17 protein-coding genes and 1 pseudogene are annotated in these 23,216 nt (G+C 35.7%); 10 read left to right on the top strand and 8 right to left on the bottom strand.

Annotated elements, in window-relative coordinates:
* Nucleotides 1-7: 7 nt before the first annotated feature.
* The 3 genes from ndk to ACM9HF_RS09785 all read right to left on the bottom strand — a co-directional run bounded on the left by ndk (nucleotide 8) and on the right by ACM9HF_RS09785 (nucleotide 2,453).
* Nucleotides 8-439 carry a nucleoside-diphosphate kinase gene (ndk, locus tag ACM9HF_RS09775; RefSeq protein ID WP_473618116.1) on the bottom strand — a complete coding sequence of 144 codons (432 nt, stop codon included), beginning with the start codon at nucleotides 437-439 and terminating at the stop codon, nucleotides 8-10.
* A 191-nt stretch (nucleotides 440-630) separates the two neighbouring features.
* Nucleotides 631-1,101 carry a transcriptional regulator ArgR gene (gene argR, locus ACM9HF_RS09780; RefSeq protein ID WP_473618121.1) on the bottom strand — a complete coding sequence of 157 codons (471 nt, stop codon included), beginning with the start codon at nucleotides 1,099-1,101 and terminating at the stop codon, nucleotides 631-633.
* Between the two features lie 161 nt (nucleotides 1,102-1,262).
* Nucleotides 1,263-2,453, bottom strand: a complete 1,191-nt coding sequence (locus ACM9HF_RS09785; protein ID WP_473618125.1) for an acyl-CoA dehydrogenase — start codon at nucleotides 2,451-2,453, stop codon at nucleotides 1,263-1,265.
* A 247-nt stretch (nucleotides 2,454-2,700) separates the two neighbouring features.
* Here ACM9HF_RS09785 and ACM9HF_RS09790 point away from each other — a divergent pair, with 247 nt between their 5' ends.
* From ACM9HF_RS09790 to ACM9HF_RS09830, 9 genes are all read left to right on the top strand, one after another.
* Entirely contained in the window at nucleotides 2,701-4,779 is a 2,079-nt protein-coding gene (locus ACM9HF_RS09790; protein WP_473618129.1) for a TonB-dependent receptor, read from the top strand.
* 152 nt (nucleotides 4,780-4,931) lie between these two features.
* Nucleotides 4,932-5,822 (top strand): MipA/OmpV family protein, encoded by an 891-nt coding sequence (locus ACM9HF_RS09795; RefSeq protein WP_473618132.1) that lies wholly within the window; start codon nucleotides 4,932-4,934, stop codon nucleotides 5,820-5,822.
* Nucleotides 5,812-6,225 carry a DUF3019 domain-containing protein gene (locus ACM9HF_RS09800; protein WP_473618136.1) on the top strand — a complete coding sequence of 138 codons (414 nt, stop codon included), beginning with the start codon at nucleotides 5,812-5,814 and terminating at the stop codon, nucleotides 6,223-6,225. The genes ACM9HF_RS09795 and ACM9HF_RS09800 overlap by 11 nt, the downstream gene beginning before the upstream one ends.
* A 9-nt stretch (nucleotides 6,226-6,234) precedes the next feature.
* Nucleotides 6,235-6,942, top strand: coding sequence for a response regulator (locus ACM9HF_RS09805; RefSeq protein WP_473618140.1), 708 nt, complete (start codon nucleotides 6,235-6,237; stop codon nucleotides 6,940-6,942).
* Nucleotides 6,942-8,240: a sensor histidine kinase gene (locus ACM9HF_RS09810; protein ID WP_473618144.1), complete on the top strand. Its 1,299-nt coding sequence runs from the start codon at nucleotides 6,942-6,944 to the stop codon at nucleotides 8,238-8,240. The genes ACM9HF_RS09805 and ACM9HF_RS09810 overlap by 1 nt, the downstream gene beginning before the upstream one ends.
* Nucleotides 8,241-8,255: 15 nt before the next feature.
* The gene (locus ACM9HF_RS09815; RefSeq protein ID WP_473618148.1) at nucleotides 8,256-9,407 is read left to right on the top strand and encodes a phosphotransferase enzyme family protein; all 1,152 of its coding nucleotides are present in this window, start codon (nucleotides 8,256-8,258) and stop codon (nucleotides 9,405-9,407) included.
* A gap of 149 nt (nucleotides 9,408-9,556) precedes the next feature.
* A complete protein-coding gene (locus ACM9HF_RS09820; RefSeq protein WP_473618151.1) occupies nucleotides 9,557-10,180 on the top strand; it encodes a sigma-70 family RNA polymerase sigma factor in 624 nt (207 codons plus the stop codon).
* Complete coding sequence (locus ACM9HF_RS09825; protein ID WP_473618154.1) at nucleotides 10,177-10,869, top strand: ChrR family anti-sigma-E factor; 693 nt, start codon at nucleotides 10,177-10,179, stop codon at nucleotides 10,867-10,869. The genes ACM9HF_RS09820 and ACM9HF_RS09825 overlap by 4 nt, the downstream gene beginning before the upstream one ends.
* An 18-nt stretch (nucleotides 10,870-10,887) precedes the next feature.
* Nucleotides 10,888-11,841: a YbgA family protein gene (locus tag ACM9HF_RS09830; protein WP_473618157.1), complete on the top strand. Its 954-nt coding sequence runs from the start codon at nucleotides 10,888-10,890 to the stop codon at nucleotides 11,839-11,841.
* 95 nt (nucleotides 11,842-11,936) lie between these two features.
* Here the strand turns inward: ACM9HF_RS09830 and ACM9HF_RS09835 are convergent, their stop codons facing one another.
* Together ACM9HF_RS09835 and ACM9HF_RS09840 are read right to left on the bottom strand one after the other, a co-directional pair.
* On the bottom strand, nucleotides 11,937-12,437 hold the full coding sequence (locus ACM9HF_RS09835) for a methyl-accepting chemotaxis protein (RefSeq protein ID WP_473618284.1): 501 nt from the start codon (nucleotides 12,435-12,437) through the stop codon (nucleotides 11,937-11,939).
* A gap of 36 nt (nucleotides 12,438-12,473) precedes the next feature.
* Nucleotides 12,474-13,235 (bottom strand): annotated as a pseudogene (locus ACM9HF_RS09840) (PAS domain-containing protein); the annotation flags it as partial.
* A gap of 423 nt (nucleotides 13,236-13,658) precedes the next feature.
* Between ACM9HF_RS09840 and phrB the strand changes: the two are divergent.
* Nucleotides 13,659-15,065, top strand: coding sequence for a deoxyribodipyrimidine photo-lyase (phrB, locus tag ACM9HF_RS09845; RefSeq protein WP_473618161.1), 1,407 nt, complete (start codon nucleotides 13,659-13,661; stop codon nucleotides 15,063-15,065).
* Between the two features lie 358 nt (nucleotides 15,066-15,423).
* On the opposite strand, the gene ACM9HF_RS09850 is transcribed toward phrB, so the two are convergent.
* The 3 genes from ACM9HF_RS09850 to ACM9HF_RS09860 all read right to left on the bottom strand — a co-directional run bounded on the left by ACM9HF_RS09850 (nucleotide 15,424) and on the right by ACM9HF_RS09860 (nucleotide 22,764).
* On the bottom strand, nucleotides 15,424-16,887 hold the full coding sequence (locus tag ACM9HF_RS09850) for a tetratricopeptide repeat protein (protein WP_473618165.1): 1,464 nt from the start codon (nucleotides 16,885-16,887) through the stop codon (nucleotides 15,424-15,426).
* A gap of 298 nt (nucleotides 16,888-17,185) precedes the next feature.
* Nucleotides 17,186-18,925 carry an Ig-like domain-containing protein gene (locus ACM9HF_RS09855; RefSeq protein ID WP_473618169.1) on the bottom strand — a complete coding sequence of 580 codons (1,740 nt, stop codon included), beginning with the start codon at nucleotides 18,923-18,925 and terminating at the stop codon, nucleotides 17,186-17,188.
* Nucleotides 18,926-19,011: 86 nt separating this feature from the next.
* Nucleotides 19,012-22,764, bottom strand: coding sequence for a TonB-dependent receptor (locus ACM9HF_RS09860; protein WP_473618173.1), 3,753 nt, complete (start codon nucleotides 22,762-22,764; stop codon nucleotides 19,012-19,014).
* Nucleotides 22,765-23,216 lie beyond the last annotated feature (452 nt).

Below are 23,216 nucleotides of genomic sequence, written 5' to 3' on the forward strand. Positions count from 1 at the left end.
GTTAATATTAACGAGTACGAGGGCAAATCTCATCGTCAGAGAAGAAATAAGCAATTTCACGAGCCGCAGATTCTAAAGCATCAGAACCGTGACATGCGTTTTCGTCAATCGAATCAGCATAATCAGCACGTAAAGTACCCGCTAATGCTTCTGCTGGGTTAGTTGCACCCATAACTTCACGGTTTTTTAATACAGCGTTTTCGCCTTCTAACACTTGAACCATTACTGGGCCAGATGTCATAAATTCAACTAAAGCACCAAAAAATGGACGTTCGCTATGTTCAGCGTAAAAGCCTTCAGCTTTTTCTTTAGATAAGTGAACCATTTTTGAAGCAACAATTTTTAAGCCTGCAGTTTCAAAACGGTTATATATTTGACCAATAACATTTTTTGCTACTGCATCTGGTTTTACAATTGAAAAAGTACGTTCGATAGCCATGAGAGCCCTCTGTAATAATTAAGTAAGTATAATTTTTGCGCGAGATTATAGACGAATTATAAGGAAAAAACTAACACTATCCGATGAATAAAGGACTTATTTCTCAAGGCCTCACAATAACTGAATGTTTATAACAAATGCTTAAATAACTATTCAATTAAAAACAGCCGATAGTAGTTTACTCAATAAAACTACATATCTAATATTTGTTTAATATCTGCAGTTATTTGATCGATATCCTTCACGTCGGCAGGAGCAATAAATATAGTATCGTCGCCAGCCAAGGTACCTAAAATACCAGCTGACTCGCCCATGCTGTCTAACATTCTAGAAATGAGTGGTGCTCCACCAATACCTGTTTTTACGATAATTTGTACACCGTTATTTTTAACACTAATAACAACTGACTGTATGGCTTGTTTCGTGCGAGGCACAGCTAATTCATCAGGTAAAATATAAACCACTTGGCTCGATGCATTTCTCATTTTTACAGCGCCTAACTTAGACAACAAACGAGAAATTTTAGCTTGAGACATGTTATCAAAGCCATGTTTAGCAAGACCTTCAGCCAATTGACTTTGCGAACCATAACATTGATCTTTTAACAAACCTTTAAAAGTTTGAATTAAGGCGGATTCATTTTTTTTACGGTTACTTAGCATATTAACTCTATGATTTACGGGTTATAGAAGACATTTTATTATAATCTCAAAAAATGATAATAGATATGTCATTTATGTGTATTAATACCAAATTGAATAACTATTTGCATAACGAGTTCGTTAATAAATATTACAATATGATAATTCATAGTGACTATCAACTAACAAAAAGCTTGAATACCCGTTTGAGCTCTACCTAAAATAAGTGCGTGAATATCGTGCGTCCCTTCATAAGTGTTAACCGTTTCAAGGTTCATCATATGGCGAATAATATGAAACTCGTCACTAATACCGTTAGCGCCTAGCATGTCTCTCGCTGTGCGGGCTATATCTAAAGCTTTACCACAAGAGTTACGCTTAATTAAAGAAATAGCTTCAGGTGCTAATTCTGATGAGTCCATCAATCTACCGGCTTGTAAACAAGCTAGTAAGGCCATGGTTATTTCTGTTTGCATATCAGCGAGCTTCTTTTGAACCAATTGAGTAGCCGCTAGCGGTTTATTAAATTGTTTGCGATCTAATACGTACTGCCTTGCGCCATGCCAACAAAATTCGGCTGCACCTAAAGCTCCCCAAGCGATGCCAAAACGCGCTTTGTTTAAACATCCAAAAGGTCCTGACAAGCCTTTGGCATGAGGTAATAGAGCATCTTCATTCACAAATACGTTGTCCATTACCACTTCCCCCGTAATAGACGCTCTGAGTGAAAACTTACCTTTAATTGCAGGTGCAGATAACCCCTCTAGACCTTTATCTAGAATAAAACCTTTAATCACACCTTCAAGCTTTGCCCAAACAATAAAAACATCAGCAACAGGTGCATTGGTTATCCACATTTTATTACCTGTAATGCGATAACCACCTTCAACTTTAACAGCTTTAGTTAACATACTTGCAGGATCAGATCCTGAATTAGGTTCAGTTAAACCAAAACAACCAATATATTCACCCGTTGCTAATTTAGGTAAATACTTGAGTTTTTGCTCTTCGCTGCCGTAAGTATAAATAGGATGCATAACCAAAGAAGATTGCACACTCATAGCACTTCTGTAGCCACTATCTACACGTTCTATTTCACGGGCGATTAAACCATAACTTACATAATTAATATTAGAACCGCCATATTGTTCAGGTAATGTAGCGCCCAGCAATCCTAATTCGCCAAGCTCTTTCATAATATTGGTATCAAAATGCTCATTACGATTAGCTTCAAGAACTCGAGGTTGTAATTTTTCTTGGCAATATTGATAGGCGCTATCTCTAATGAGGCGCTCTTCTTCGCTTAATAAAGACTCAAGCAGTAATGGATCTTCCCAATTAAAAGAAAGTTTCTTGTGAAAATTATCAGACATGAAAACGCACTCGGATTATAGATAGATAAGGCTATTGTATTGAAAAAAAGAGCGGAGTAAAAATAGTAATATATTGTAGTAACTATAATGTTTGGCTATAAATCTTTACAGCTTTTGTACAACAGAAAATGATTTAACGAATTATTACATTTATCTACAAAGAACCAACAAATAGCTAACGGATTTAAACACGATTCTCATCAACAATATGCTCAATTAATGACATCACTTATTATTTGAGAATCTTATGTTTACTCATAAATCGTCCCAACATAAATTAACCTTATCATCACTAATAATTTTAGGGTCAATCATCACAACTCCAACTTACGCTTTTACTCCTGAAAATAGTATTGATGAAAATTTAAAAGATAGAAACCCTGAGGTTATTACGATTGAAGGGAGAAGAAACCAAGCTTTAACAGAACTAACGCCTGAAACTGAAAAACTACTTAGCATCGCAGGACTTGATCACGATCCGCTAAGTGCCGTTTATTCAATGCCTGGTGTTGTTTACGCGGGGGGGGATGACGGCGGAGCACCCGCAATTAGAGGCTCATCTCCAGACGATAACGCTTTTTATATTGATGACTTACCTTCAGGTTATATTTTTCATTTGTTTGGCGACAGTATATTTAACGAAAATGTTGTACGAGACTTCAGCCTAAAACCAGCTGCTTTTGATAGCCATTATGGTAATGCAACAGGTGGTGTATTTGATGTGAAACTCCGTGATCCACGTAATCAAGATATATCAACAACCTTAGATATGAGTTTACTCAAAGCCAGCGCAATGATCGAAGGAGGCATTGCTGATGATCATGCTTTTTACTTAGCTTATCGCAGAAGTTTAATTCATTTATTTCTACCTGAAGGTGAAGAAGACGAAGGTTACACCATATTTAAAGCGCCAGTGAGTGATGATTATCAAGGGAAATACCAATGGCTAATTGGTGACAAGCACAAACTAACATTTACCATAACAGGCGCCAGTGATGTAGGAGGTATTAATATATCTGCGGCTTCTGAAGCCGGCCGAGTTGATCCTGATTCAATTGGCGACTTAAAAATAAAAACTCAGTTTGATAGCCAAAGTGCTTCGTGGCAATACTATGGCGACAATCAAAAAATAATGCATTTTACTGTTGGCCATACCACCGAAAAAGAAAAGCAATCCTTTGGCCAAGGTCAATTTATTAATATTGATTCTGAAATTTACAATGCTAGATTTCTTTATCAAATTGACTGGTTTGAATCACATAAATTGATTACAGGCGTCGACTTTAAACAAGAAGATACCAAATACTCTTACGATGCTATTCCTTATTACTGTACAGATCATGACAGCGATTGCGAAAGCCGAAAAGGTGATCGCATTCAAGATGCTGACGCCTTAACTAACAAAAACATTGCGGCATATATACATGACCAATGGACAATCACCGACAGCTTAATGTTAGATATAGGCTTACGAGCTGAGCATGACGACTACACCGACCAAAAGTTTATACACCCAAGAGTTGCGCTACATTGGTATGCTACTAACAACTTAACTGTTAACACAAAAGTGGGCACCTATAGTCGTTTTCCAGACATAGACACGGCATTACGCAAAATAGGTAACCCCCAAATTAAATCGCCTAAAGCGACACATTACGCTTTAGGGTTTGAATACAACTTAAACGGCATTTGGCAAACCTCTTTAGACTTATACTACAAAGACTTAAGCGACATGGCTCGCTCAACCGACGAAGGTGAAATTAACGAATACCTTCATTACACAAATGACTTATCAGGAAGTGCTAAAGGTATAGAGTGGGTTGTAAGGCGTGAAAAACAAAATGGCTGGTATGGCTGGGCATCTATTAGCTGGTCGAAAAGTGATAGAACTGATGACATTACGGATATTACCACCGAATACTACTTAGATACCCCCTTACTAGCTAACTTAGTAGCAAATTATGAGCTAAACGAACGTTGGGATTTTGGCGTAAAATTAAGTATTAGAAGCGGTCAAAAGTACACCCCCATTATAGGGTTATACGAAAACCCTGACTATGACGGGCATTATTTACCACAATACGGCGAGCTCAATTCAAAAACCTTACCTGTTTATCATCGTTTAGACTTACAAGCTAATTACAAAACTAGCTACTTTGGCAATAAAGCTGAGTGGAGCTTTGCTATGCTAAATGCGCTAGGCAGCGATAATATATCAGGCTATTACTACGCGCCAGACGGCACCGAAACCTTAACCGACTACACCATAGAAGGTGAAAAAGGTATGGAGATGTTTCCATCAATTGGCTTAAAAATGCAGTTTTAACTCGATAAAACTAAATGAACCTGCATTTTCAGGTTCATATAATGAGCTGAGCTATTTCTTACAATTTTTAAACACTTTAACAAAAGGTCTTACCTGCACAATGCTCACTACATTTGCTAACATGGAGAAAAAGTAAAACAAAAAAGATAAACATGAAACTCACTAAAAATTTGTTGTATAAAATAAAACTCACATTAGGAAAAGCCGTGTTAGTGGCGCTGTGCTTTTTTCCTCAGTTAAGTTTTGCGGTGGAACAACAGCTAGACAAAGAAACAACCTTGTTTAACCAAACATTTAGCTGGCAAGTAATGATGGGGCTTTCTGTTTATTCGAGCCACAGTCCATTAAAAGATGTTAAGCAAGAAGACGTCGTTGATTACATGTCGTTATCGATAATGATTGACCTTTATTACAAAGGCTTCTTTATTCAATCGAACCATCGTCGTTCAGTTGCTATTACTCAAGGAGCAGAGGTTGGCTACCAGTTACATGTCGACAATGATTGGTCTGTAGATATTTTAACTAAAACATATATTACTGGTTACGACCCCGATATTTTAATAGAAAAGAAAAATCAAAGTATACCCACACTTGAAGGATTAAAAGAAAGAGAAATAGGTGATGCAATAGCACTTCGTTACTCACGTTTTAATGACGATTCTATTTTCTCGATAGATTTTGCCAACCTAACCCATTGGAGTAAGGCTAACGGTTGGTTAATTGACGTATATTACAACGAAGTATATATCTATAAAAATTGGGATATTTATATTGGTGGCGGTGTTACCTATTATTCCAATCAGGTAATGGATTATTATTACGGCATTAAAGAAGAAGAAGTAACAAACGCCAGAGCCTATTATGATCCGAACACCGGCTTTAAAGGAACATTTGAAGTTTACGCTCAATACCCTATTTCAAAAAAATGGTCTTTTAGTGCGGGTGTAACTCAAACCTATTACTCCAATACAATTGGTAAAAGCCCATTAATTGATAGGCAAAATATTACTCAATTTCTGCTTGGGGTAATATATGTATTTTAAGTTAAGCAATGGAGCTGCTTTTCCGCCCATTATATTAATAATGTGTTTATTGCCAAAGGTAAGTTTTGCACAACAGCAACAAGGTATTGTTTTTCAAATAAAGCCCGCTATGTGCGTCGCTTTAAACCAAGGCAGAACCTGTTATGCACAAGTAAAAATACAGTGGAGTACATTACATAATGACAACTTTTGTATTGTACAAAAACAATCAACACAACCTCAACAAACCATAAAGTGTTGGAAAAATAGCAAAGGTAATTCATTTTCGTTTGAATTTGAATCAAGTGAATCACTCACTTACCAATTAATAAATAACAATAATGAACCACTTGCAGAAGCAACAGTAGACGTAAGCTGGGTTCATAAAAAATCACCTCGTAAACGCAGATGGCGATTGTTTTAGGAGTACAAGATGACTACACAAAATAACATATTGCTGGTCGAAGACGACATAACCTTAGCCAATTGGGTGTCTGAATATTTAGTAGAACAAGGTTTTAATGTTCAACATGTTGACCGAGGCGACTTAGTCATGAACGAATTAAAAAACTACAACGCCGACATTGTATTATTAGACGTAATGTTACCCGGATTAAATGGTATTGAAGTCTGCCGTTTAATTCGCGAAAACTCACAAATCCCTATTATTATGTTAACAGCACGTGCTGACGAATTTGATGAAGTTATCGGCTTAGAAGCCGGCGCAAACGACTATGTTATTAAACCAGTAAGACCACGCGCCCTACTCGCACGTATCACCAGCGCATTAAAAAACAATCATGCGCCTATTCAACAAACCAATGAAATACAACATGGCTGCTTACTCATTAACGAAGATGCCAAACGTGTTATCTATCAAGGCAAAGAGATTGAATTATCCACCAGTTTGTTTTCATTTTTGTTGTTTTTAGCCACTCATGCGGGTCAAGTAGTTGATAGAGATTCAGTCTTTAAAGCACTAAAAGGCAGAGAATACGACGGACAAGATCGCCGTTTCGACGTTATGCTCTCAACCCTACGTAAACTCTTTAATGATGATCCTCAAAAACCGAAAAAATTTAAAACCGTATGGGGCAAAGGCTACTTATTTGTGTCTGACGCTTGGGCTGAAGAAAATTAATGAGACGTTTATACATCAGCATTGTTTTTGCAGTGCTTGGCTCGTTATTTATTATTAGCTGGGGCCTAGACGCTCTGGTTGAAGAACATGCCGATTATGAAGACAGCAGCGATATTGTTATTTATAAAAAATTGATCGAAGGCATAAGTCAGCAGCTTAACCTAATACCTCACAACCAACTATCTAGTGAAGTTAAAAAATTCAGTCAATATTACCAAATAGATATTTCTTTAGAACAAGCGAGTAACGTCGCTTTGCCTGAGTCTTTATCAGTACAGCTATCACAAACAGGCGGTTTATTATTAGCGTCAGAAAGTAATCCCTATTTATTAAGAAAGCTACACGCGCACCCCGATGCATTAATTGAAATTCATCTACCAACCGATCCAATAGAGAGCCAAAACGTAGATATTATTCTTACCTCTATTTTATATTTAGGTGTGTGTAGCATTATTATTTTATGGCTGTTTCCGTTAACTCGTCGACTATTTATTCTTACTTCTGTGGCAGAGAAAATAGGCGAAGGTAACTTAGAGCTTCGTATATCTTCTAGTAAATACTCGTATATTCGCTCTTTTGAAAATAGCTTCAACCAAATGGCAGCAAAAATAGAAAAACTCGTGAACGACAACCAAATACTCGCTCGAAGTTTATCTCACGACATAAGAACCCCAATGTCGTGTTTACGCTTTGGCGTAGAAGCTGCGCTAGACGCGAAAAGTCTTGAGAAAAAAGACATTTACATAAACCGCATGGAAGCTGAAATCACGCGGATGGAAGACATGACCTCAGCGTTTTTAGAATATGCTGGCATGGAACGAAAAGCGTTTAATCTCAAAAAAGAAACCGTTGATATTAACGATTTTTTACAAAACGTAACCGACGAACTGCAATCACTGGCTCAGCAATATAATATTGCATTAATTTATCATAAAACCTCAAAACCCATAACCGCCTTAATTGACGAATACTGGTGCCAACGAGCCATACAAAACTTGGTTGGCAATGCTGTTCAGTACGCGTCTAAAAGTGTTCATATAAGCATAATAAGCAGCTCAAATTTACTCACTATTAATATAGAAGACGACGGTAAAGGTATACCTGAAAACAAACTCGATGTTATATTTGATCCTTTCGTAAAACTTGATACCAATCGCTCAAGAGAAAATGGCCACTTTGGATTAGGTTTAGCTATTTGTGCGAAAGTTATGGATTGGCATCAAGGTAAAATTGTAGCTAAAAATTCAACACAGTACGGAGGCGCTAGTTTTAGCTTATCGTTTCCTTTAAAAAAATAATCATACATAGAGCTTATGCCAAATACACACGAACACCTAACGAACAGCAAACTAAGCGACAGCATAAAAAAAACACTCACGCACATATTGCCTTTGTATAATTGCTCATTAAATACCAGCAAAATCACTTGTATTGGTAATGGTTTAATTAACGATACATTTTTGGTTGAATCGTCAGACACCTGTTTTGTATTACAACGCATTAATACGCATGTATTTCCACAACCTCAATCTATCGTTGAAAACGCTGAATTAATTCATCAGCATTTACAGCAAAAAACACAAAATAAATCTTACCCGTTCAACAGTATTGGACACGTTAAAAACATTCATCAAAACGCACTTACTTGTTATGAAAATAGCGATAAAAAAGAATATTGGCGCGCACTTGATTACATTTCCAACTCAGTCACTATTGAAGCGATTGAAACTACACAGCAAGCTGAACTTATGGCCAATGCTTTCGCTCAATTTACAACAACGCTAAGTGATTTAGACGCACGAAAACTTAACGAAACCATTCCAAACTTTCATAATATAAATACCCGACTGCAACAACTAAACACTGCATTAAATGCATGTTCTAATAGTGATTCAGATAAAAAGAAAGCGCAGAGAATACAAGAAAGCCAAACGTTAATTTCTTTTATTGAACATCAAAAAGCGTTTGTAAAGCAAGTAAACGAACTGAGTACTCACTTACCTTTAAGGGTAACTCACAACGATACAAAAATTAACAACCTGCTATTTTCACATATTACTCTGCAACCCGTAGCGGTAATTGATTTAGATACCTGTATGCCTGGTTTTTTAATGAATGACTTTGGTGATTTAGTTAGAACATGCTGCCCTAACATTGATGAGAACAGCACTGATTTACATAGCATGACTATTCGAATGGATATATTTAAAGCTATTGCGCGCGGCTACCTTACTGCATTTAACAACAACCTTTCTACACACGAAAAAGAAAGCTTAGTGGTTGGCTCACAACTCATCCCTTTTATGCTGGCTATACGGTTTTTAACTGACTATATAAACGGTAATGTTTACTTTCAAACAGCCTATGCCGAACAAAATTTAGATCGTGCTAAAAACCAATTTCATATCTTTGCACTGTTGCAGGAGAAACATAACGAGTTGTTTGAAATAGTGAATGCCATGTGAGTTATTTGTTATTACACAAATTCTCCTTTCCTATTATTTTTTCAAATCAACTCATTTAACACTTTTACTGGAACAGAGTGATCCCTAATATAAAACAATGCGTATAACACAACAGAGCCTCAACTTTATTTGCTGTTAAGTGTTATATTATGAATACACCTTGGAACTATAACTCAGCGCCAGCTGAAATCATTTTAAGAAATTCAACAATGGATCCTGATGAACAACAGCAATTAAAAGGCTGGCTATACGATATAGCTACCGATAGAGATAAAGCTGCATTTACTGCGCTATTCTCTTGGTTTGCGCCCAAAATAATTAGATTTGGCATACAAAAGCTGAATACCGAAAGTGCAGCCAACGAGCTTTTACAAGAAACCATGAGTAATATTTGGAGAAAAGCTCACCTTTTTGATGGCGACAAAGGTCAAGCAACCACTTGGGTTTACAGCATTATGCGTAACTTATCGTTTGATATGTTAAGAAAAGTCAGATCAAACCGAGAAGACACACTTAGTGATGATATTTGGCCAATAGCAGAAGCTGAACTTGTAGAAGACAATATTTTTGATGATCACCTTATGAGCTCACACATTCTCAAACACATTAATACACTACCTGAAGCGCAAAAAGAAATTGTGAACGGTTTATATTTTCAAGACTTATCACAAGAACAATTGGCGACCAAACTCGCCATTCCAGTAGGAACCGTAAAGTCGAGATTAAGGCTAGCTTTGGTTAAATTAAAACAACAAATAGGAGAATCGAAATGATCACTCATCATCCAACACACGAACTCCTTAGTGCTTTTGTTGAAGGCGAATTACCTGCATCATTAAGCGCAGCAATTGCTGTGCATGCCGAGCTGTGTGAGGTTTGTGCGAAAAACATTCAGCACCTTACAGAAGAGTCTGCCGCTAACTTTTTTTCACCTGACGCTAAAACTTACAACAGTTATTCAGATAAGCCTACTACTAATACAGCAGCTACAGATGAGCTGAGTTATGAATTTATGATTGATTCAATCACTGAAGATGAATCAATTGCTGAACTTGTTGTGCAAGAGCCCCTAGAAATTGAAATTAAAGGCTCTACTTATCAATTACCTACCGCACTTCGATCTATGTCGATGATGGGATGGCAAAAAATGGGCAAATTAAGCCGAGCACGACTAAACTTAAATGAAGGTGCGCTACATTCAAGCTTATTGCATATAGACAAAGACGGTGGAGTTCCTTCGCACACTCATAAAGGCTTTGAACTAACCCTATTGCTTGAAGGTAGCTTTGAAGACGAAATGGGCACTTACGTTAAAGGCGACTTTATTTGGTTAACCGATAAAAACACCCACACACCACATACAGCAGAGGGCTGTTTATGCTACACCGTAGCTGATGATGCATTACAGTTTACCCAAGGCTTAAGTAAGTTACTAAACCCTATTGGCGCTTTTATTTATTAACTTTTGTAAAGGAACACCATGAAAGAACCCCTTAATAAACCAGTAATAGGTATGAGTGCTTGCGTTCATGGTGAACCTGTTCGTTATGATACAGGCCATAAAAAATCTGACTTTTGCATGAATGAATTAAGCAAACATGTAGATTTTAAAACTTATTGCCCTGAAGTTGCTATTGGTTTACCTATTCCTCGTCCAACCATTCGACAAATTATAAAAGACGATATCATTACTGTTAGCCAACCAGACGGTTCAGGCGATGTAACAAAAGCCTTAACGGAATATGGACAAAAAACAGCAAAAACTTTTGACTCACTCAGTGGTTTTATTTTTTGTCAAAAAAGCCCAAGCTGCGGTATGGAACGTGTAAAAATTTGGTATGACCATGGAAAAGGCTGCAAACACGATGGTGTAGGTTTTTTCGCTAGAGAAGTCATGAAAGCTAATCCATTGCTACCTTGTGAAGAAAATGGCCGTTTAAATGATATGCCATTGCGTGAAAATTTTATCATTCGTATTTTTACTTATCGCCATTGGCAAGATCTTATCGCTTCAGGCCTTACAAAACATAAACTCATCAAGTTTCATAGCGAACATAAATATTTGGTGATGAGCCATCATATCGATAGCTATAAAGCATTAGGTCAACTTTTAGCAAGAGCTGATTTACCGTTAGAAGAACAAGCCGATTTGTATATTGCTGGATTAATGACAGCATTGAAAAAACTGTCAAACAGAAGAAGCCATGCTAATACCTTAATGCATTTACAAGGCTACTTTAAAAAGCACTTAGACAAATCTCAAAAACAAGAATTGGTTGAAAAAATACATCAATACCGAGAAGGTATTTTACCTTTGTTAGTACCACTCACTTTAATTAATCATTATTTAAGAGAGCACACAGAGGAGTATTTATCTGCACAAGTGTATTTATCTCCTTATCCTGATGATTTAAAACTTAGGTACGGGTTTTAGAACTGATGTAATTTGACACTTAATACTTTATGTTGATAAACACGCTGAATAAGCTTAGTTTCAACATAAAGTATTAAGTTTTATAACACCAATAATTAAGTTTGAGATAATGCTGAAACGGTATTAGATATATTAGCGGCCCCACTCTTAATATCATCCATCACCTCTGCAACTTCAGATATTTGCACTTTACCTTTCTCTACAAAATCTGAAACTGAATTCATCCCTTCTTGAACACTAGTCGTGATAGACTGATTATTAAGCACTACACTTTCAATTTCGCTTGTTGATTGACTAGTGCGAGAAGCCAATTGTCGTACCTCATCAGCTACTACAGCAAAACCTCTTCCTTGCTCTCCAGCTCTTGCGGCTTCAATAGCGGCATTAAGTGCTAATAAATTAGTTTGGTCTGCTATACTTTTAATCGTTAATACTATGGCTTGTATGTTCTCAGACTGCTCACTAAGCTTAGCTATTTGCTCGGTAGTAATTTTAGCTTTTTCAGAGATTTCATTTGACAATTTAACTGATGAATCAAGTAACTCGCTGGCATGTTCTGTTATTTTAACCGTTTCAAGTGATATATTATGTGCCATATTAGATGCGTCGCGAACAGCAAATTCTTTTTCAACATTCGCAGTAATATTATGAGCAAACTTAATAACTTTAATCACATCACCATTGCTATCAATAATAGGATTGTAGGTTGCTTCAAGCCAGATAGGAGTTCCGTATTTATCTTTTCGTAAAAATTGACCACTTTTAAACTCCCCGCTTTTCAAATCATCCCAAAAATTTGGGTTTTCTTCGTAGAACTGACTTTCGCAGAATATTTTATGATGTTTACCTTTAATTTCACTTAAGTCATATCTAACAGCATCTGTGAAGTTTTGGTTTGCTTTAAGTATGTATCCATCGGGAGTAAATTCAATGATGGCTTGTGATTTATCTAAAGAACTTAGTACTTGCTCTGTCGCTAATGCTGCTAATTTTTCCGCGGTAACATCAGAAGCAATTTTCATTATTTTCACAACGTTATTATTTACTATAACAGGAAAATAAGTCGCCTCTAACCAAATAACATCACCTTGTTTATTTCGACGTTCAAACGTTCCATTGTTTGTTTTTCCTGCACGTAAATCTTCCCAAAAGTTTTTATAAGCCTTACTCGATACATAGTTAGACTCACACATTACTGAGTGATGTGCCCCAATAACTTCATTCTTTTTATACCCGGCGATATTGAGAAAAAGTTTGTTCACATCAAGAATATTACCTTCAGGTGAAAACTCGATAGTAGCAACCCCATGCTTAATAGCAGCAATTGTCGATTGAGCTTCTACTAGTTGGTCTTTGCAATTTTTTAATTCTTCTTTAATTTTTTGATTAAACATATGGACTCGTTTATTAAACTAATTATTTGATTAAAAATATCCATATAGCTTAACCACATTAAATAAGAGCTAAACAATAAAAGCACACAAACTGATCTTATTGTTGATTTCTCACGTATTACCTTAGCTAGAGGTATTAAAAATGAACACACATTCTATTGTATATTTAATTTCTTTTATGAAATCAAAATAAGCACAATTAAATATATACCCGTTATCATTCAATATGTAAATATAATGTTAACACTCTCTTGTATAGTAATAAATATAACAAAAGTATTTTCTTATATTTCACAACGGGTATAGACAATAAGTATAGATAATAAAAAATAAATTAACCTACTACTCAGTCACCAATAAAATAACTTAATAGTATTAATAATGATTATACCTTTTAATATTATTAAGTTAGGTACATAAACTATGAACGTTATTTGGTTTAGAAAAGATTTACGTATTTACGACAACCCAGCCCTTACACAAGCTATAACAGATAAGCGCTGTAAAGCTGTATATATTTCAACGCCCCTGCAGTGGCAACAGCATGATATGGCACCGATTCAAGCTGACTTTATTGAACGCCATCTCAACTTACTGGCAGAACAATTATCTGAATTAGGCATAACCTTAGATTATATTGAATCTACTGACTATAACGACCAAATATCACAATTATTAAGCTATTGTGAACAGCACAATATTGACAATATATATGCCAACAGCGAAGTTGAAATAAACGAACAAAACAGAGATAACAAATTACAACAAGCTATTAGTAACACAGATCTATCGCTACATCTTTTTGAAGCTGACGTTATTGTAGAAAAAGGTAAAGTACTTAACGGTGATAAAGCCATGTACAAGGTGTTTACTCCTTTTAAAAATAACTGGGCTGATCAGTTAGCTAAGCATTCTTTTACAATGAGCTATCCACCAAAAGTCATGAATACGGTAACCAAGCCACCAATAGTTACGCTGGCGAAAATAACATTAAATACTCCTAAAGTTTGTTCAAAAAAATGGCCATTAGTGTCTGACGTATTGGATCAGATTATTCCCAGTTTTATTGAAGATAAACATGACGAATACAAAGAATACCGTGACTTCCCTGCGCTAAAAGGTACTTCTGGGCTATCGCCTTATTTAGCGATTGGAGCCATTAGCGCTAAAGCCTTACTGTTTAACGTATTACAAAAACACCCTCACCTATTAGAAAATCCAAAAGCAGATAAATTTTGTTGGGTAAATGAACTCGCATGGCGTGATTTTTATAAGCACTTGCTGTTTCATTTTCCGCAATTATGTAAGCATAAAAACTTTCAAACTAAGTACGACCACTTATTATGGCGTAATACTCCGCAACACTTTCAAGCGTGGTGTGAAGGACGCACAGGTTATCCGTTAGTTGATGCAGCAATGAAACAATTAGTGACCACAGGTTGGATGCACAATCGATTACGTATGGTAGTTGCCAGCTTTTTAACAAAGCATTTATTAATTGATTGGCGTTTGGGCGAAAGATTTTTTATGCAAAACTTAATAGACGGCGACTTTTCAGCAAATAATGGCGGCTGGCAATGGGCAGCTAGCGCGGGGTGTGATACTCAACCCTATTTCAGAATATTTAACCCCATTAGGCAGAGTGAACGCTTTGATCCAGATGGCAGTTTTATTAAGAAATATATACCTGAGTTGAGTGATGTACCTGCAAAACATATACATTTTCCTCATAAGTATCTCGCGAGTATTGGAGCAACACAGTCTTACCCTGAACCTATTGTTGATCATAAAACAGCAAGATTAGACGCTTTAGATTTTTACAAAGTCTAAATCCCCCCAATTAGGATTAAATAATACTAACTGGCTAAGGTAAAAGAAGCTGATAAATTATTCATCTTTTTTTACCTGCATTGTATATACCCGTTATCATTCAAGATGCAGGTTTCAGTGGGAACTAAAAACAATTTAGGCTAGGCATTAAGTTTACGTCATGGTTATTCCCTTACTAAAATTAATAACGCAGCATAAATTGTTTTTAGACCCATCGAAGAAGCGTTTGAGCAAAATCACTTCATCAACAATGCTTTTTATAAGGGAACGACCATTATTACAAAGCATTGCCTTGAATTGATATCGCTCAAGCGCTCTGAAATACGCATCTTGATTGGTAACGGGTATATACCCGTTATCATTCAACAATATATACACTTCCTGTTGTCCATTTTTCAAGTAACCCTTGCCAATAACCAACATCCCAGTTGTATTTTTCACCTAAATCTATCGCTTTTTCTATATATCTAATAACTTCTCTAAAGTTTCTATTTTCACGATTTTTATGAGAAACAGATAGTAAAAAATAGTATTCAGGGTTATTTATTTGGCTGTCTTCCAGCTCCGTCAAATAAACTATTGCACCAGGAATATCATGTAAACTAGAGTCTATGGCTAATAATTTAAGTGCTGTTGCTTGTAATTTTGCAGCTTGATGATCTTGTTTTATCGCTGATTCAAACCAAAACAATGCTTTCTTTTCATCTTGCTGTACCCATGGACTATGCAAGAGAATAGTTGCCAGTAAATATTCAGCTTTAGCTAAACCATATTTACTGGCTTGTGATATCCAATGTATACCTTGTTGTATATCTGTTTGCTCACGGTACAGCTTGGCACCATATTCATATTGAGCGAAAGGATGACCTTGCTCTGCAAGATTCTTTAAGCGTTGTTCGGCTTCACCTTTTTCTTGTTCTAGCCAAGTAAAGGTACATAGCATCATAGCGTATTGATATTGATCATTAAATTGGTTGCTTTTTTTAAGTTTTTTCGCATGCCGTCTAACACGATCAAAGAGTAATTCGTTCTCTTCCTTCATTCTAAATTTGGAATAAAATGCAGAACCAATATAACTACGATTTAAAAAATTAATACGATTTTCTTTAAAATTAGGTGCTGGAAATGTTGAAAAAACAAAGGTTTCTAAAATCGTTCTAGAGTAACCGATTTCTTGTACTTTTCTTACGTTTCTAATTGAACCGTCTGGGCCTACATCATAATCAACGATTAAAAAAGGAACTTTTCTGGCCATAGTGTTGGTTGGTCGTTGAAAAGCAGGATTAGAATCCTCCTCAGCAAAAGGATCATCTTCATCAATAAAAAAGGGATCATTTTCTCCTGCATCATCTGCTATATTGCTTTCAAAATTAGTATCAAAACTATCTAATATAAGTTCAAAATCTTGGTAATTAACTTCTAATTTTCCAGCACCACCAAAAGTTACTTTTTCATTTAATAACTCTTGATTCAATAAAGGAAAGTACCGTTGATTAATAACAGACTTACCCAAGTTTTGTTTAAGTGATGTTAATAATTTTTGACTTTGTTCTTGTGATTTTTTGGATAATAGCTGGTAGATTTTGTCGGAAACTTGCTGAGCATCATTAAAGTTATATTCTGCAGCCAGAGAGAACCATATATACGAACTAATAGGATCTTTAACAACATCTAACCCTTGGTGATAAATAGTGCCTAATTGATAAAATGCGTGTGGACTACCTAACTTTACTGAAGCCGAATAAGCCTTTCTTGCTTCTTGATATTGCTTTTGTTTGAATAATTTATCCGCTTCAAAAATATTTGTGCCGAATACTGTCATGGGACTGAAAGCTAATATAGTAAAGAGAAATAAAGTGTATTGGGTTAATTTACACATTAGATAAGTCAAATCCTTTGTTTGGAGGGAGATAATTTATTTTAGAGATTAAAATGGCATAATTCGGGACGGTTTAAATATAATAATCGGCTAAGTTTTTTACCCTATAAATATAAGGATGGTTTAAGCTATAAACCATCCTTCATATTATTTACTATATTCGTTTATTTTTAAGCTATGTAATAAGGTGCATCTAAAATAGCTATATAAAAAGAGTATATAGCTATTTAAAGTACAATAATTATTCTTCTTCTACTTTGTAGAAACGAATATTATCAATATACCACTCCAAGTTTTCTATTAGTGCACTTCCGTTATTTGCAAACAATACTATTTGGTATAATTTTTTACGTCCACTAATGGTAAATTCATGCTTTTTCAGAGCATTAACCGAAGTACCTAACCCTCCCCACAATACCTTTGCAGATGTTTGTCCTTTATTAAAATATGCATCATCAGCACTTTTAGGACCTTGGGCATCGATACCTTCATACCATAACCTTACGTGACCATTATTATTCAATAAGCTTGATATCATGGTTGTACGGTATTCTAAAATATAAGTAGTATCTTTACCAAACTCACCTATCAATTTAGGTGCATTAGGGTTTTCAACAGGCTCTCCATTTGCATCAACTTCATCATTATCGAAAAATCGTAGTGCAATACCCGCTTGTCTAAATTTAAGAATGTTTGAACCAGTTACTTTTAAATCATAATTACCGTCAAGTGGATTAACTGAATTAATTTCAATAGCATCACTTTGTGGTGTAGGATTTCCACCTAAAACTTGTCCATATGTTTGCCAATCGCCAACCTCTTCAAAAACGCCAGATTCAAAGTCAGAATTATGCAATTTAACTAGACTTGGGTCACCAATGACTTCTACTTGTAAAAATTGTACAAATTCCTGTGCATCAGTAATCACTCCGATTAAAGCCGAACCTACGTTAACACCCGCAGTTATTACACCATTTTCATCAACAGTCAGTAGATTTTCATCAGAAGATATAAATCGAACCGCGCTATTTGAAGAAGAAGTATCAACACCTGCTTGAAATAAAACTTCAACATTTAACGCAGCGCTCGTTTTTTCTTCTATCGAGAACTGAGTTATTGGTTCATTAGCACCATTTAAAAATTGAGCACCTATCGCTTGACTAGTAGTGTCAACTACATTCACAACACGTGTAACAGAAACAGGTTTTTCTGGAGACAAGGTTGAAATTGTAACCGTAGCAGTTCCTTCAGAAATAGGTTTTGCAAGACCTGTTTCAGCGTCCACTTCAAGAACAGCAGGATTATCACTAATATATGTAGCTCTTTTTATTGATGCATTATCAGGTAAAACGCCAAGGTTATAAAATTGAAAGAAAGGTAAAGAAAGCGGAACTTCAAACTGAGGTGAATGAGATGCCGTTATGCTTTCTGCAACATGTTCTTTTGCAATAATTTTAATTTCAACATTTCGTGCAACACTAACAGGAAGAACTTCTGTAATCGTTTCAGCTTCGCTCTCTCCTTCAGTTTCGCCCACTGTTTCAACTTCTTCTAATGCAAAATTATCAATATTGTAAGTACAGGTGTAAATTATTTCCTCTGGGCCATCTACAGTATACTTTACTTGGTTTTCCCATACTGAAGGATCAATTTCCATAAAATTGGCTCGCATAAATAAGCCACCTTCTGGAATTAATATCTCCTTACCTTCTTCATCAACCTTATTTTCTCCTGTTTCAGGATCAAGCTGACATACAACATTAGTGACAAAGCCTTGCTTACCTTGTAAGTCAATATTTTCTAATAAGTCTATACGTGCAATAGGATCTTCTTCTATAAACTGAATATAAAGTGTTGTATCGCCATTGTCATTTGAAGGAACAATAGCTTTTGGGCTGAGCCCTTCGTTATTATCACTGTCACTGCCACATGCACCTAACAAGACAGATATAGCTAATAAAGAAATGATTTTAGATTTCATAAATAAGTACCTAATTTATCGTGATTGCCCGAACTTTGCATCGGGCTATCTTATATTTTGAATTTATTTTTATTAAGAATACGATTTTAAAAGTTCAAACGTAAGCTAAGTCTATAATGTCTACCAGTACGGTACTCTGTACGAGTAAAACTAGTATCTACTGACGAATCAGTCATAGGGTTACCTTGTTTGTAAACATATTGTTCACGCTCCCCTGACTCATTAATTCGATCAAGTTTCACTTTATCTGCAGTTAAGAACGTACGTACTTTAGTATCAGTTAAATTCAACCCATCAAAACGAAATGAAAGATTTTTATTAAACTTGTAATTAATTGCTAAATCTAAGCTTTCTTTAGCGTCTTGCCACTCTAAGTAATCTGAAAATTGTCGACCAACAAATTGAACTGAGTTATAACGATGCGTTAATCGTACAGAATGTCCTGATTTTTCCCAGTATAGTGAGGTATTTAATGTATGTTGCGGGGTAAACGCTTGCGGTACTGATGAAACATCGCTATCTCCCGTAATTGTAAGTGTTCCTGGATTTGAACTAGATTTAGCATAGGTATAGTTAACATTTGAACCTAAACCAGATAAGAGTCCCGGTAAAAAGTCATACGTTTGACGATATGTAAACTCTATCCCTTCAACTTTAGCTTTAGCACCATTGAGTTTATATTCTAAATTAACGATGGCACATTGATTAATCCATTCAGATGGATTCTCCCAAGTTAAGTTAGTAATACGGTCTGGATGACACATTCGCTGATCGCCTTCCATACCTATTGAATCTAGCGTTTCTCCAGGTCTAAGCTTATCTGCTTCGGCTTTAGCGCTTTCTGATTCAACAATTGGAATAATAAAATCTTCAAGAGTTAACGTTTCAATATCAAGATTTCTTCTAATATCAGTTACATAAACATCAGTATTAATTTTATCAACATAATCTTTAATATCTTTCTTAAAGTAAGATAATGATAACTGACTACTTTTATTAAAGTACCATTCTAAAGATAAATCTAAATTGGTAGATACCATCGCATCTAATTCAGCATCACTTGCGTTTCTGATATTATGCTGGTCTGACTGTTCTGTTTCTCTGAATGTGAAACCACCTCTAACATCCTCAAACTTAGGTCTAGCCATTGTTTGTGAAACGGCAAAACGACCAATCAAATCTTCCTTAATTAGGTAGTTCAAGTTAAAACTAGGAAGTAAGTTAGTATAGGTATGCTTAAGGGTTGCATCATATTGTCTAGCTTGATTTCCAGTTACAGCAGCTGTTGAAAGATCTGAGTGTATGTCTGGTCTAGTCAAAGGTGAGCTATTACTTGTCCATGGGTTAGCTAAAGTAGCAAAGTTTTGATCAACACATTTAAGTGAGCTATTTGGATCAATTGAATATTGAGCTTCAACAAAATCGCCAGCAACTAACGGATCACCACCTCTAACCACATCGGTATAGATAACACCGCCGTCAAAAGCTTTCTTATCAGGTAATATAATTGGATTTCCATTAGCATCATATCTATTAACGACCTGAAAAGTACCATCAAATGAATCTCTCCATTCCACAGGGTTGCCTGCAGGCCCTTGATCAATACGTACTACTTGGCTATATTCATCAGGAGAAGAAGCTTGGAATGAACTACATTCATCAGCACCACCACCAAATAATCCTGCATCTCTTAATTCATGCCAAGTCCACATATTTGGACTACCATGATAATTAACGGCTGTTTGATCTCGTAATACTTCAACTTCAGTTCTTACATAACGTAAACCAATATCACCCGTTAAACGTCCATCCATAAATGAGAAGTCTGCTTTAGCGTATAGTGAACTTGTTTCCTGTTCAACATCAGCGCGAGTAGTGTTTTCAGGCACCCATAATAAATTTTCAAAACGAATATCTTCACCATCATAATATTCTTCATATAATCTAACGGCTGCTTTTTGAGTATCAATTAAATACCAACCATTTAACATATCGCTAGAATAAGCTGAGTTAGTACCGACTAATCCTTCCATAAATCCATCAGGAACAAAAGGCTGTTCACGAGCAACATCAGCAATAGGAATTTGCGAGAAAACTTGCCAAGTATCTACAGGGGTCAATTGCTTAAAGTTACCATTTTCATCAACTTGTGATGTGTCAAAATGTTGTGTGGTAGCGTTAGTAACTTGATACCATTGTGATTCAAACTCTTTAACTCGTTGAGCCCATTTACCACCAAACTCAATCTGGTTAATGTTTTCATGATCAAGATCCCAATCAAAATCTAAATATATAGATTTATTTGTATCTTTAGTACTTCGATTCGTACGGGTGATTTGCTGTACCGTATTAGCATAAGGGTCTGTTGGGGAATAACCACCAAATGCACTAGCAGAACTACCTGCTACGCCATCAGGTTGTGCACCTAATGTTAAATCAGGTGGAACAACAACCATTTGGCATCGACCTAAAGTACAATCGTATCCATTAGGTATGATCTGATCTGATGGTATTTCAAATTTTTGATTGTTGGTTAATCGTCGAGTACTAATACCTAGCGTGTTGCCTGAACCGGGTAATAAATCTAAATCGGTTTTAGAAAGCCCCGCTGATAAATCCATTCTAAAATTATCAGTAAAATAATGACTTAAAGATAATGTTGCTACTTTGTTCTTTGTTTCATTAATACTAACAGATTCGTTATTTCGACCAAATGATTGACGGTTTAAAAATTTAACAAATCTTTTATTATTTGGATCAAGTGTCCACCAATCTTCTTGAGGATCTAATACTCTATCACCGCCGTCTGAACCTGGAGTGGGATCGTAATAGTTATCTCCATCAACGTTACCTGTACTCTCATCTATATCGCGTACATAGCCACTAGCATACAAAGGGCTCATCATTAATTCTTGATTATTAGTATGCACAGTTTGGTTGAATGCACTTAAACTTAACTTAATTTCAGTGTCTTCAGCAGGTACATACTGAAAAACCGCATTGAGTGAGTCTCGGTCTCGTGTATTTTGAAACATTTGATATTTCATTTCTTTGTATACCATACCACCAACACCAGCACTGTTATCACTGCCATCAGTGGTAGAGTAACGCCCGCCTTGTGCAAAAATTTCTTCTGGGGAGGTTTGGAATTGATCGCGTCTTATATCTTGTGTTTCTGTTGTTCCGGTGATCATTGCAGCAAAATTATCGGTAAATTTATGAGAAAAAGTACCCGATATTTTATTATTATCTTTTTCTGAAAATTCATTGTATCTATATTGAACTTCAAGCTGACGTCTATCTTTATCAAAGCTAAGTGGGCTTGGGGTTTTTAATACAACATTCGCGCCCAAAGCTCCTTCATCTTGATCTGCGCTAGATGTTTTGTATACTTGAATTGAAGCGAGTATATCTGATGAGAAACCACTCAAATCTACAGCTGATGAACCATCATTACTCGTTAACTGAACACCATTTAAACTAATATTATTAAAGCTGGCTTCAGTTCCTCGAACTGAAATACGAGTTCCTTCTCCATCTTCTGTTTGAATAGAAACCCCTGTAACTCTTGATAATGCATCAGCAATGTTTTGATCTGTATTTTTACCTATATCTTCAGCAAAAATAGAGTCAACAATACCTGATGAGTTACGTTTATCTGAAATAGATCTCAGAATACTCCCTCTATAACCAGTTACTTCAATTACCTCTACAACATCTTTTTTGTCTTTAGCCTTCTCATCTTTGACTTCATTTTCAGCAGCGTATGAGACACCACTCACTACAAATAATGATGCTATTGCTAGCGACAATGGTTTTAATTTGAATTGATTGACCACTTCGTAACCCCTTTATTTTATTATTTTATAGAAAATACGTTCACAGATTGAAGCTGCTAAAAAGTAACTAATATTTTCTTTATTTTATTTGATTTGAACAAAGCTTACTTTTATTTAAACTCATTCCATTAATGAAAATTGAAAATCATAAACAGTAGCCAACATCATAAACAAACCAGAAACCGTACAGTAATTGTACATTGAAACATACTAACACCCTCAAAAAGAAAACAATAGGTATTTTTTATTTAAAAAACGAAAATTAAATATGATTTTATCTTGTTGGTGATTATATGATTAGAGATCTATCAAGTGCTCTAAAATATGCCTATTAACGAGTTAAATATTTAGAGATATATTCCTAGCTGCTTATTTGATAATGGTTATTTCCTAATAAATATGATCCTAAAACGTATTCGCTTCGTAATAATAGAGTAGCCGTACTATTGTTT

The sequence above is a fragment of the Colwellia sp. RE-S-Sl-9 genome (assembly GCF_048296855.1).
Lineage (GTDB): Bacteria > Pseudomonadota > Gammaproteobacteria > Enterobacterales > Alteromonadaceae > Pseudocolwellia.

Excerpts from the sequence above, each read along its gene's own strand:
- ACM9HF_RS09800 (WP_473618136.1), top strand. The coding sequence starts at position 5,812 with ATGTATTTTAAGTTAAGCAATGGAGCTGCTTTTCCGCCCATTATATTA.
- ACM9HF_RS09825 (WP_473618154.1), top strand. The coding sequence starts at position 10,177 with ATGATCACTCATCATCCAACACACGAACTCCTTAGTGCTTTTGTTGAA.
- ACM9HF_RS09855 (WP_473618169.1), bottom strand. The coding sequence starts at position 18,925 with ATGAAATCTAAAATCATTTCTTTATTAGCTATATCTGTCTTGTTAGGT.
- ACM9HF_RS09790 (WP_473618129.1), top strand. The coding sequence starts at position 2,701 with ATGTTTACTCATAAATCGTCCCAACATAAATTAACCTTATCATCACTA.
- ACM9HF_RS09805 (WP_473618140.1), top strand. The coding sequence starts at position 6,235 with ATGACTACACAAAATAACATATTGCTGGTCGAAGACGACATAACCTTA.
- ACM9HF_RS09785 (WP_473618125.1), bottom strand. The coding sequence starts at position 2,453 with ATGTCTGATAATTTTCACAAGAAACTTTCTTTTAATTGGGAAGATCCA.
- phrB (WP_473618161.1), top strand. The coding sequence starts at position 13,659 with ATGAACGTTATTTGGTTTAGAAAAGATTTACGTATTTACGACAACCCA.
- ACM9HF_RS09810 (WP_473618144.1), top strand. The coding sequence starts at position 6,942 with ATGAGACGTTTATACATCAGCATTGTTTTTGCAGTGCTTGGCTCGTTA.
- ACM9HF_RS09850 (WP_473618165.1), bottom strand. The coding sequence starts at position 16,887 with ATGACAGTATTCGGCACAAATATTTTTGAAGCGGATAAATTATTCAAA.
- ndk (WP_473618116.1), bottom strand. The coding sequence starts at position 439 with ATGGCTATCGAACGTACTTTTTCAATTGTAAAACCAGATGCAGTAGCA.
- ACM9HF_RS09795 (WP_473618132.1), top strand. The coding sequence starts at position 4,932 with ATGAAACTCACTAAAAATTTGTTGTATAAAATAAAACTCACATTAGGA.
- ACM9HF_RS09820 (WP_473618151.1), top strand. The coding sequence starts at position 9,557 with ATGAATACACCTTGGAACTATAACTCAGCGCCAGCTGAAATCATTTTA.
- ACM9HF_RS09835 (WP_473618284.1), bottom strand. The coding sequence starts at position 12,437 with ATGGCACATAATATATCACTTGAAACGGTTAAAATAACAGAACATGCC.
- ACM9HF_RS09815 (WP_473618148.1), top strand. The coding sequence starts at position 8,256 with ATGCCAAATACACACGAACACCTAACGAACAGCAAACTAAGCGACAGC.
- argR (WP_473618121.1), bottom strand. The coding sequence starts at position 1,101 with ATGCTAAGTAACCGTAAAAAAAATGAATCCGCCTTAATTCAAACTTTT.
- ACM9HF_RS09830 (WP_473618157.1), top strand. The coding sequence starts at position 10,888 with ATGAAAGAACCCCTTAATAAACCAGTAATAGGTATGAGTGCTTGCGTT.